Raw genomic sequence first — 10560 nt, 5'->3', positions numbered from 1 at the left:
GGGGCGGGGCCCCGCCCCAGAAGGGCACCCCGGGCTGCGCCCCGGGCCCCGCGCGTGAAGGTCCGGGCTGCGGTCCCAGGGCGGGCGTCCGCCAGGGTTCCCCAGCCCAGCTCACGGCAGGCTTCCCGGCGGAGCCGGCGTGCGGGGCCTCCGCACCTGTTTCCCGGGGGCGGAGCCCCCAGGTTCGCTTCGGGGGCCGCGCGCGGAGCGGCGCGAAGACGCTTCGGGGTTCGGGGGCGGAGCCCCCGAAAAAACCTCTGTGTCCCGCGCCGGAGGCGCGGGACACAGAGGTTGGGGGCCGCGCCCCCGGTTACGTGTTGTACGTGGACTGCGCTCGGGTCAGTCCTTCCAGGACAAGCGCCTCGACCGCGTCCGCCGCGCGGTCGACGAAGTAGTCGAGCTCCTTGCGCTCCGCCGAGGAGAAGTCCTTGAGGACGAAGTCGGCGACCGGCATGCGCCCCGGGGGGCGCCCGATGCCGAAGCGAACGCGGTGGTAGTCCGGCCCCATCGCCTTCGTGATCGACTTCAGGCCGTTGTGGCCGTTGTCGCCGCCGCCCTTCTTCAGCCGCAGCGCGCCGAAGTCGATGTCCAGCTCGTCGTGGACCGCCACGACATGCCCCACCGGCACCTTGTAGAAGTCGCGCAGTGCCGCCGTAGGACCGCCGGAGAGGTTCATGAAGGACATCGGCTTGGCCACCACGACCCGCCGCCCGGCGGGCCCCGGCGGGCCGACGCGCCCCTCGACGACCTGCGCCCGCGCCTTGTGCGCCTTGAATCTGCCCCGCATCCGGTCGGCCAGCAGGTCGGCGACCAGGAAGCCGATGTTGTGCCGGTTGCCGGCGTACTCCTGACCGGGGTTGCCCAGGCCCACCACGAGCCAGGGGCTGTCCGCGTCCGTGTCCACGTCCACGTCCGTCATGCGCGTGTCTCCTCCCGCGGCCGGGCCGCCGGGCCCCCGGGGGGCCGAACCTGTCACCGCCGTCACAACCGTCACCCATCAGCATGGCCGCCGGCCCCGCGCGCGTACGGCGCGGGACACGGCGGCCACAGGAGTGTCCTCGGGGCGGATCAGGCCTCCGCGGACTCCTCGCCGGACTCCTCGGCCGCGGCCTCGGTCTGCGCGGCCAGCACCTGGAGGACCACGGTGTCGCCGTCGACGGCGAGGGACACGCCGGAGGGCAGGGTGATGTCCTTGGCGTGCACGGAGTCACCCGCGGCCAGGCCCTCGATGGAGACGGAGAGCGACTCGGGGATGTGCGTGGCCTCGGCCTCGACCGGCAGGGCGTTCAGCACGTGCTCGAGCAGGTTGCCGCCCGGGGCGAGCTCGCCCTCGGTGTGGACCGGGATCTCGACGGAGACCTGCTCGCCGCGCACGACCGTGAGGAGGTCGACGTGCTTGATGAAGCCCTTCAGCGGGTCGCGCTGCACGGCCTTGGGGATGACCAGCTCGGTCTTGCCGTCGACCGTCAGGGAGATCAGGACGTTCGAGGTCTTGAGGGCCATCATCAGGTCGTGGCCCGGGAGGGACACGTGGACCGGCTGCGCGCCGTGACCGTAGATGACGCCGGGAACCTTGTTCTCGCGGCGGGTGCGGCGGGCGGCGCCCTTGCCGAACTCGGTACGGAGCTCAGCGGAGATCTTGACCTCGGCCATGGGAGCACTCCTCGTATGCGTAGGGATGTCGGCGGTCACTCGGCCCACGACAGACCTGCTACGAAGAGCGCGTCGATAACGGACCGCCGTACGACACGCGTACGGCCTCCCTCGCCGAGCAACTCGTCGAGTCTACCCGGCGGGGGAGGCCGCCCAAAATCGATCTACCCGGAGCTCCCGGAAGAGACCGGAAGAGACCGGAAGAGACCGGAAGTGATCAGGCGAGCTCTTCGAAGAGGCTCGTCACGGAGCCCTCCTCGAACACCTCGCGCACCGCGCGCGCGATCGTCGGCGCCATCGACAGCACCGTGATCTTGTCGAGCTCCTGCTCACCGGGGGTGGGCAGGGTGTTGGTGAAGATGAACTCGCTCACCTTGGAGTTCTTCAGCCGGTCGGCGGCCGGCCCGGAGAGCACACCGTGCGTGGCGGCGACGATCACGTCCTCCGCGCCGTTGGCGAACAGCGCGTCGGCGGCGGCGCAGATCGTGCCACCGGTGTCGATCATGTCGTCGACCAGGACGCAGACCCGGCCCTTCACGTCACCGACGACCTCGTGGACGGTGACCTGGTTGGCCACGTCCTTGTCGCGCCGCTTGTGGACGATCGCCAGCGGCGCGCCCAGCCGGTCGCACCAGCGGTCGGCGACGCGCACCCGGCCGGCGTCCGGGGAGACGACGGTCAGCTTGGTGTTGTCCACCTTGGCGCCCACGTAGTCCGCGAGGACCGGCAGGGCGAAGAGGTGGTCCACCGGGCCGTCGAAGAAGCCCTGGATCTGGTCGGTGTGCAGATCGACCGTGAGGATGCGGTCGGCGCCCGAGGTCTTGAGCAGGTCCGCGATCAGGCGGGCCGAGATCGGCTCGCGGCCGCGGTGCTTCTTGTCCTGGCGGGCATAGCCGTAGAAGGGCACGATCACGGTGATGCTCCGGGCGGAGGCCCGCTTGAGAGCATCGATCATGATCAGCTGCTCCATGATCCACTTATTGATCGGAGCAGTGTGGCTCTGCATCAGAAAGCAGTCGGCGCCACGTGCGGATTCCTGGAAGCGGACGTAGATCTCGCCGTTGGCGAAGTCGAACGCCTTGGTCGGGACCAGGCCGACACCGAGCTGGTGCGCGACCTCCTCGGCCAGCTCGGGGTGGGCGCGGCCGGAGAAGAGCATCAGTTTCTTCTCGCCGGTCGTCTTGATCCCGGTCACAGCACAGTCTCCTTGGATGTCACTTCGTGTGCTCTTGATGCGTTTCCAACGGTACGCCCCGTTCGAGGCACCCTTGCACGGTCACTGACCGCCGTCGGACTCCTGGGCCGCGGCCGAGGCAGCCTGCGCGGCGGCACTTCCGGGTCGCTTGCGGGCCACCCAACCCTCGATATTCCGCTGCTGGCCTCGTGCGACCGCCAGCGAACCCGGGGGCACATCCTTGGTGATGACGGAGCCGGCGGCGGTGTACGCGCCGTCCCCGACCGTGACAGGAGCCACAAACATGTTGTCGGACCCGGTCCGGCAGTGGCTCCCGATCGTCGTGTGGTGCTTGTTCACGCCGTCGTAGTTCACGAAGACGCTCGCCGCGCCGATGTTGGTGTACTCACCGATCGTGGCGTCCCCGACGTAGGACAGGTGCGGCACCTTGGTGCCCTCGCCGATCTCGGCGTTCTTCATCTCGACATACGCGCCGGCCTTGGACTTCGCGCCCAGCCGGGTGCCGGGGCGCAGATACGCGTACGGGCCCACGGTGGCGCCCTCGCCGATCAGCGCGCCGTCCGCGACCGAGTTGTCCACCCGGGCGCCGGCGCCCACGGTGGTGTCCTTGAGTCGGGTGTTCGGGCCCACCTCGGCGCCCGACGCCAGGCGCGTGGCGCCCAGCAGCTGGGTGCCCGGGTGGACCAGCGTGTCCTGTTCGAAGGTGACGGTGACGTCCACCCACGTGGTGGCCGGGTCGACGACCGTGACCCCGCTGAGCATGGCGGTGTGCAGCAGTCGCTCGTTGAGCAGCCGGCGCGCCTCGGCGAGCTGCACCCGGTTGTTGATGCCGAGGATCTCCCGGTGGTCGCCGGCCTTGGCCGCGCCCACCCGGTGACCGGCCTCGCGCAGGATGCCCAGGACGTCGGTGAGGTACTCCTCGCCCTGGCTGTTGTCCGTGCGGACCTTGCCGAGCGCGTCGGCGAGCAGCTCGCCGTCGAAGGCGAACACCCCGGAGTTGATCTCGTTGATGGCGCGCTGCGCGTCGGTGGCGTCCTTGTGCTCCACGATCGCGGTGACCGCGCCGTCGGCCGGGTCGCGCACGATCCGGCCGTAGCCGGTGGCGTCGGGGACCTCGGCGGTCAGCACGGTGACGGCGTTGCCGTCGGCGGAGTGGGTGTCGGCGAGCCGCCGCAGCGTGTCGCCGGTGAGCAGCGGGGTGTCCCCGCAGACCACCACGACGGTGCCGGAGACGGTGGCGCCGCCGCCGGCCAGCTCCTCGAGGGCCATGCGCACGGCGTGGCCGGTGCCGTTCTGCTCGTACTGCACGGCGGTGCGGACATCGGGGTCGATCTCGGCGAGATGGCCGGCGACCTGCTCGCGGGCGTGGCCGACGACCACGACGAGGTGCTCGGGGTCCAGCTCGCGGGAGGCGGCGACGACATGGCCGACGAGAGACCGACCGCAGATCTGGTGCAGAACCTTGGGGGTGGCCGACTTCATGCGGGTGCCCTCACCCGCTGCGAGGACGACGACGGCTGCCGGGCGGTTGGCGCTCACGGGTGTGCCCTTCGGCTTCGGGGGTGGACACCCGCAGGATACCGGGGCCCATCAGGGCGAGAACGCGGGGCGGGTGCCGCTCGGGGCGCGGCGGGTGCCTGTCGGGTGCCCGTCGGGGGGACCGCCGGGCGGGCGTGCGGGCGGACATCCGTGCGGACATCCGGGGATGCGACGACTCGGGCTCCCCCGCCAGGACTCGAACCCGGACAAACGGCACCAAAAGCCGCTGTGCTGCCAATTACACCACAGGGGATTGCTGAACGGTTCAAACCGGACAGTGGTCCGGAGTGCCTCGCTCGGCACCCAACACTATGCCGTACCGCCGGGCTTCGGGGCGACGGTATCGCCGCGCGCTGCGGGAGGTGGGTGGGACAGGCCCGTGCGGGTCCGTACGGGGCCGGGGCGCGGGCCGTCCAGGAGGGGGCGGCCGGCGTCCGAACCGCCCGGAAAATCGGTCGCACCCGCCCGTAGTCTGGATGGTATGACCACGACGGGGGCAACGGAGGGAAGGGGCGCGCGCGGCGAGCCGGGCGTGCCGGAGGGGCCGTGGTGGTGGCCACGGCGGCGCAGCATGGTCCTGGACCTGTGCATAGCCCTGGTCTCGGCGATCGAGTGCCTCTTCGAGGGCGTCAACGTCGCCGAGCGGACGGGCCTGCCGGAGGCGCTCGGCGCGCTCCTGGGCGTCCTCGTCGGCACGACCGTGCTGCTGCGGCTCCGCTGGCCGGTGGCGGTCGTGCTGATCTCGATCGCGGTGACCCCGGTGGAGGTGGGCTTCCTCCTCGGCGTCGTCGGCCTCTACTCCCTCGCCGTCTCCGACGTGCCGCGCCGGATAACCGCGCTGCTCGCCGGGATGTCCTTCCTCGGCACCCTGATCGTCGCCTATGTGCGGCTCGTCCAGGACGCGGCCAAGGACGGCTGGGACCCGCCGATGTGGGTGGTGCCCCTGGTCTCGTCGCTGATGGCGTTCGGCCTGACCGCGCCCTCGGTGCTGCTCGGCCTGTACGTCGGGGCCCGGCGGCGCCTGGTGGAGAGCCTGCGGGACCGCGCGGACGGCCTGGAGCGGGAGCTGTCGCTGCTCGCCGACCGGGCCGAGGAGCGCGCCGAGTGGGCCCGCAACGAGGAGCGCACCCGGATCGCGCGCGAGATGCACGACGTGGTGGCGCACCGGGTGAGCCTGATGGTGGTGCACGCGGCGGCGCTCCAGGCGATCGCCCTCAAGGACCCCGAGCGGGCCTCGAAGAACGCCGGGCTCGTCGGTGACATGGGGCGGCAGGCGCTCAACGAGCTGAGGGAGATGCTGGGCGTCCTGCGGACGGTCGACGGCTCGGGAACGGGCCCGCGCGCCGCCGTCGGCGCTACGGGGGCGGGCTCCCGTACGGCGTCCGGCTCCCGTACGGCGTCCGGCTCCCGTACGGCGTCCGGCTCCCGCACGGGGGCGGGCGCGGCTCCGGCGTCCGGCGCGGAGGCTTCCGGTTCGGCGGGCTCCGGCGCGACGGCGGCCGGCTCCGCGGCTTCCGCCGCGACAGGTTCCGCTTCCGGTTCCGCTTCGGGGCCCGGCGGCGGGTCCGAGCCGGCTTCCGGCGCGCGCCCGGGCCCCGGCGGGGACGGCCTCGCCGCGCCCACCCGGCTCGCCGAGGTCGCCACGGCGGTGGCCGGCCGCGCCACCGCGTCCGCCGAGCCGGACGGGCCCTGCCTGGACGAGCTGGAGGCGCTGGTGGGCCAGTCCCGGATGGCCGGGATGGCCGTGGAGCTGTCCGTCGAGGGCGAGCCACGCAGCTACGCCCCCCAGGTGGAGCGGACCGCCTACCGCGTCGTCCAGGAGGCGCTGACCAACGTGCACAAGCACGCCGCGGGCGCCACGGCGCGGGTACGGCTGGCGCACCGGCCCGCGGAGGTCGCGGTGCTGGTGGAGAACGGGCCCGCGGTCGAGGGCTGCTCCGACGCGGGGCTGCCCAGCGGCGGCAACGGGCTGGTCGGCATGCGGGAGCGGGTGACGGCGCTGGGCGGCGGATTCGTCTCCGGGCCGACGCCGACGGGGGGCTTCCGGGTCTCCGCGGTGCTCCCGGACCGCCTCTCGGCGTGAGCGCCGGCCCGGCCCTCCCGGGCCGGGCCGGTCATTCCGCTTCCGCTTCCGTTTCTGCTTCGCTGCTGCGCCCGCCCGGGGCTCTCAGGGCCGGGTCAGCAGCCGCGCCGGGCGCACGCCCGTGACCAGCGTCGCGAGCGCCTGGTCGATGTTCGCGCCCAGATACCAGTCACCGCTGTGGTCGAGGCTGTAGACGCGCCCCTCGGTGTCGATCGCGAGCAGCGCCCGCCCCTCGCCCGGCTCAGCGTGCTGCTCCGGCCCGGTCTCCTCGCCGAGCGGGCATATCTCCGTCTCCAGGGCGCGCCCCAGGTCCGCGAGGGTGCGGGCGAGGTGCAGCCCGCACAGCGGATCGATGCGCAGCGGCGAGGGCGCGATCTGCCGGCCGGGCCCCGGCCCGCTGATCCACAGCCCGCCGAACTCCGCCCACGCCTCCACCGCCGCCGGGAACACGGCGTGCCGGTGGCCGGCGGGCGAGACATGGGCCCGCAGCGCGTCGGCCCAGACCTCCGCCTGCTTGATGTCCCAGCGTCCGGGCTGCCAGCCCGCGTCCCGCAGCGCGGCGTCCACCGCGACGGGAAAGCGCGTGGCCGCCGTCCGTTCGAAGGCGCGCACCTCAGCTCCTGTTCTGGGCGGTGGCCGCCCCCACCGTGACGGTCCGCACGCCGAAGTGCGCGAGCAGCGCCTCGCAGGAGCGGCAGGGCGGGGCGTAACTGCCGTGCAGCGGGTCGCCGTCCTCGCGGATGCGCCGGGCGGTGAGCTTGGCGTGCTTCAGGGCGCGGCGCGCCTCGCCCTGGCTGAGCGGCTTGCGGGAGGCCCGCTTGCTGCGGCCCGCCTCGGCCGCGGCCAGGAAGCGGGAGACCAGCACGGCCTCGGGACAGCGCCCGGTGAAACGTTCGCGCTGAACCGTGGGCAGCGCGTCGAGGAAGTCCTGGACCAGCGGGTGCAGGGCCGGCGGCGTCTCCCCCTTCGCCCCGGTGACGGTGAGGGTCTCGCCGCGTACGGAGAGGGCGGCCGCCACGGCCGGCAGGATGCCGTCGCGCCGGTGCCGGAGCTCGGGCGGGCGGACGAGGTCGTCGGTGCTGCTCCAGCTGAGCCGGGGGTCGCCCGACGCCGGTGCGTCACCCCGGTCTTTGGTTGTGTACATGATCTCGCGCTTCCCCTCCGTGCAATCCCCCTGCAATCCCCCGAGTTGCGGTGACAGCCTGCCAAATGTCCTCGGCGATGTGGAAGTCAGGTGGGCCGTGCGGGGCGGGACCGGCCCGAGCGGCACCGCATAGGCTGTGCGGCAATAGCCAGATCCAGCAGGGGGCATCCGCCATGACGACAGGTCGGCGAGGGGCAGCAGCCACGCCACCGAACACGGCCTACGCCGGGCAGGTCGTGCACTTCCCGGACCCCGTCCGGGCCGCTCGCCACCCCATGGGCGTCCGGGTGGACGAGGACGGTTACCCGGACTTCTCGCCCTACGCCCGGGCGGCCGCGGAGATCGCCGAGCCCCCGGAGGGCTTCGGCGTGGACGAGCTGCGGCTGACCGACTACGTCTCGGCCAACGCCGCCCAGTACGCCGCCGGGCACGAGCTGTGGAGCAGCCTGTCGCCCGTCGCGACCCCGCACGGCTGGACCTGGCACCACGTCGCCGGCACCCGCCGGATGGAGCTCGTACCCGTCGAGGTCAAGGCGCTGCTGCGGCACCACGGCGGGCTCGCCACCGCGGCCGTCGACCAGGACAAGCGCGGCACCCGCCCCCTCCAGGAGACCCGGCCGGCCCACTTCGCCCTGCCCAAGGGCGGCCTCTCGGTCACCGAGGAACAGGTGCTCGACGTCGAGGAGGACCTCGGCTACCGGCTGCCCGGCGCCTACCGCGCCTTCCTCAAGGCCGCCGGCGGCTGCGCCCCCGTGGGCGTGGCGCTCGACGCCGAGCTCGGCCTCCTCGTCGACCAGCCGTTCCTGACCGTGCGGGACGAGGCGGCCGTCAACGACCTGCTGTACGTCAACAAGTGCCTGCGCGACCACCTGACCAAGGACTACCTGGGCGTGGCCTTCGTCCAGGGCGGTGTGATCGCGGTCAAGGTCAAGGGCGACGCGATCGGCTCGGTCTGGTTCTGCGCGTACGACGACGCCCGGGACCGGGACGGCTGGGCGTCCACCCAGGAGCGCGTCGCCGAACTGCTGCTGCCGTGCGGCGACGACTTCGACGACTTCCTCCAGCGGCTGGCGGGCAGCCCGCCCGAGCTGGAGACCGTGGCCAACCTGATGGTGGACGGCGGCTTCGCGTACGCCGTCCCGGTGGAGGAGTGAGCGCGATGGTGACCTTCGCGCAGGCGCAGGAGCGCGCCGAACGCTGGATCAACGGCGAGGTGCCGGCGTACCAGCACCGTCAGGTGCGGGTGCGGGAGTTCGACCTGGGCTTCGTGGCCTGGGCCGAGGACCGGGAGGACGGCCCGTCCTCCGACGGCGGCCGCACCCGGCTGGTCATCGCGCGCGACAGCGGAGACGCCACGCTCTGGCCGGGCCTCCCGGTCGGCGAGGTGATCCGCCGCTATGAAGAGGAGTACGGAGTGGTGCCGGAACCGGCGGCCCCGGCCGAGACGCCGCCCAAGCGGATCGATCTGGAGGCGACGTCCTTCCTGCTGAGCCCCCCGGAGTGGCTCCAGGAGGCGGCCGACCGCATCGGCATCCCCGCCGCGGGGTCGCCTGCGGCGGGCTCAGGGAACGAGGCGCGCGTGGCCGCCTCCGGCGCGGCGGGGCCGCTGGCGCGGCGGGCACCGGGGATGCCCCAGGCGGCCTGGGCTCCGCGACCGCTCCCGGCGCCGCCGGGTCCGCTGACGCGTCCGGTTCGGCCGGCGGTCCCGGTGCGGCTGCGTCGGCTGGCGCCGCGGCCGCCTCCGGCGCGGCGGGCTCCGGCCGTACGGGGGCGGGTGCGGCCGTCACCGGGGATGCGGCGCGCGCGGGTGTGGATGACGCGTCCGGTGCGGCCGGGCCGGCTGGCGCCGCAGGGGCCGTCGGCTCCGGGCGTGCCGCCGGCGGCGCGGGGGCCGCTGGTACGGCGGGCGCGGGGCATGCCCCGTACGGCCCGGGCTCCGCGGCTGCTCCCGGCGCGGCCGGGTCCGCTGGCGCGGCCGGTTCGGCCGGCGCTTCTGGTGCGGCTGCGTCGGCTGGCGCCGCGGCTGCTCCCGGCGCCGCCGGGTCCGCTGGCGCTTCCGCGCCTGGTGGTCTGGCCGGCTCCGGCCGTACGGGGGCGGGCGCGGCCGTCACCGCTGATACGGCGCGCGTGGGTGCGGATGACGCTTCCGGCGCGGCGGGGCCGGCTGGCGCCGCAGGGGCCGTCGGCTCCGGGCTTGCCGCCGGTGGCCCGGGCTCCGCGGCTGCTCCCGGTGCCGGTGAGCCCGTCGGCGCTGCCGGGTCTGTTGGCGCGTCCGGTGCGGGCGCGGCCGTCACCGCTGATACGGCGCGCGCGGGAGCGGATGACGCGTCCGGTGCGCACGGGCCGGCTGGCGCCGCCGGGGCCGCTGGTTCCGGGCGTGCCGCCGAAGGCGCGGGGGCCGCTGGTACGGCGGGCGCGGGGCATGCCCCGTACGGCCCGGGCTCCGCGGCTGCTCCCGGCGCGGCCGGGTCCGCTGGCGCGCCCGGGTCGGCCGGCGCTTCTGGTGCCGGTGAGCCTGCGGGCGCGGTGGCTGCGGACGCCGCGCACGCGGCCGCCCCCGGCGCGGCCGGGTCGGCGGATGCCGCCGGTTCAGGGCGCGCCGGCGGTGCCGCGGGCACCGGGGGTGCCTCGGACGGCTTGGGCTCCACGGCCGCGTCCGGCGCCGCCGGGGCCGCTGTTGCGTCCGGCGCGTCCGGGTCGGCAGACGCCGGCGGCGCGGTGGGCTCCGGGCGTGCCGGAGACGCCCCCGGTGGGGATGCCGTGACCCCCTGGGCCACCGCCGATACCAGCGCGTCCGCCGATGAGGACCGCTCCGTCGCCCTGCCCGAGACCGTGTTCGCGCCGCCCCTCGCCGTTCCCGGCGCGGACGGCACCGGCGCGCCGGCCGCGCGGCCCGAGGCGAAGACCACGCTGCTCTCGGGCGGCAGCGCGCTGCCGCCCGAGAGC

The 10560-nt window shown here is 74.3% G+C and carries 10 protein-coding genes and 1 tRNA gene; 4 read left to right on the top strand and 7 right to left on the bottom strand.

From position 1 onward, the window contains the following. Nucleotides 1-310: 310 nt before the first annotated feature. The 5 genes from pth to ACSNOD_RS22380 all read right to left on the bottom strand — a co-directional run bounded on the left by pth (nt 311) and on the right by ACSNOD_RS22380 (nt 4640). On the bottom strand, nt 311-919 hold the full coding sequence (pth, locus tag ACSNOD_RS22400; RefSeq protein WP_436768805.1) for an aminoacyl-tRNA hydrolase: 609 nt from the start codon (nt 917-919) through the stop codon (nt 311-313). A 149-nt stretch (nt 920-1068) separates the two neighbouring features. After that, nucleotides 1069-1653 (bottom strand): 50S ribosomal protein L25/general stress protein Ctc, encoded by a 585-nt coding sequence (locus tag ACSNOD_RS22395; protein ID WP_436768804.1) that lies wholly within the window; start codon nt 1651-1653, stop codon nt 1069-1071. Between the two features lie 217 nt (nt 1654-1870). Next, on the bottom strand, nt 1871-2848 hold the full coding sequence (locus ACSNOD_RS22390) for a ribose-phosphate diphosphokinase (RefSeq protein WP_436768803.1): 978 nt from the start codon (nt 2846-2848) through the stop codon (nt 1871-1873). A gap of 81 nt (nt 2849-2929) precedes the next feature. Then, the gene (glmU, locus tag ACSNOD_RS22385; protein WP_436768802.1) at nt 2930-4387 is read right to left on the bottom strand and encodes a bifunctional UDP-N-acetylglucosamine diphosphorylase/glucosamine-1-phosphate N-acetyltransferase GlmU; all 1458 of its coding nucleotides are present in this window, start codon (nt 4385-4387) and stop codon (nt 2930-2932) included. Nucleotides 4388-4568: 181 nt separating this feature from the next. Next, nucleotides 4569-4640 (bottom strand) — tRNA-Gln (locus tag ACSNOD_RS22380). A gap of 228 nt (nt 4641-4868) precedes the next feature. Between ACSNOD_RS22380 and ACSNOD_RS22375 the strand changes: the two genes are divergently transcribed. Then, complete coding sequence (locus tag ACSNOD_RS22375) at nt 4869-6470, top strand: histidine kinase (protein WP_436768801.1); 1602 nt, start codon at nt 4869-4871, stop codon at nt 6468-6470. A gap of 84 nt (nt 6471-6554) precedes the next feature. Here ACSNOD_RS22375 and ACSNOD_RS22370 read toward each other — a convergent pair whose 3' ends face one another. Both ACSNOD_RS22370 and ACSNOD_RS22365 read right to left on the bottom strand, forming a co-directional pair. Further along, nucleotides 6555-7082, bottom strand: coding sequence for an SUKH-3 domain-containing protein (locus ACSNOD_RS22370; protein ID WP_436768800.1), 528 nt, complete (start codon nt 7080-7082; stop codon nt 6555-6557). Nucleotide 7083: 1 nt separating this feature from the next. Next, nucleotides 7084-7614 (bottom strand): YwqJ-related putative deaminase, encoded by a 531-nt coding sequence (locus ACSNOD_RS22365; RefSeq protein WP_436768799.1) that lies wholly within the window; start codon nt 7612-7614, stop codon nt 7084-7086. A gap of 173 nt (nt 7615-7787) precedes the next feature. Between ACSNOD_RS22365 and ACSNOD_RS22360 the strand changes: the two genes are divergently transcribed. The 3 genes from ACSNOD_RS22360 to ACSNOD_RS22350 all read left to right on the top strand — a co-directional run. Next, complete coding sequence (locus ACSNOD_RS22360; protein WP_436768798.1) at nt 7788-8768, top strand: SMI1/KNR4 family protein; 981 nt, start codon at nt 7788-7790, stop codon at nt 8766-8768. Between the two features lie 5 nt (nt 8769-8773). After that, on the top strand, nt 8774-10378 hold the full coding sequence (locus ACSNOD_RS22355) for a hypothetical protein (protein WP_436768797.1): 1605 nt from the start codon (nt 8774-8776) through the stop codon (nt 10376-10378). Next, nucleotides 10375-10560: hypothetical protein (locus tag ACSNOD_RS22350; RefSeq protein WP_436768796.1), on the top strand; the 186-nt coding region annotated here is incomplete at its 3' end. The genes ACSNOD_RS22355 and ACSNOD_RS22350, both read left to right, overlap by 4 nt.

Origin of the sequence: Streptomyces sp. URMC 123 (assembly GCF_051386515.1) — a bacterium.
GTDB lineage: Bacteria > Actinomycetota > Actinomycetes > Streptomycetales > Streptomycetaceae > Streptomyces.
The sequence above is the reverse complement of the archived record's forward strand: the minus strand, read 5'-3'. Positions and strand labels throughout refer to the sequence as shown.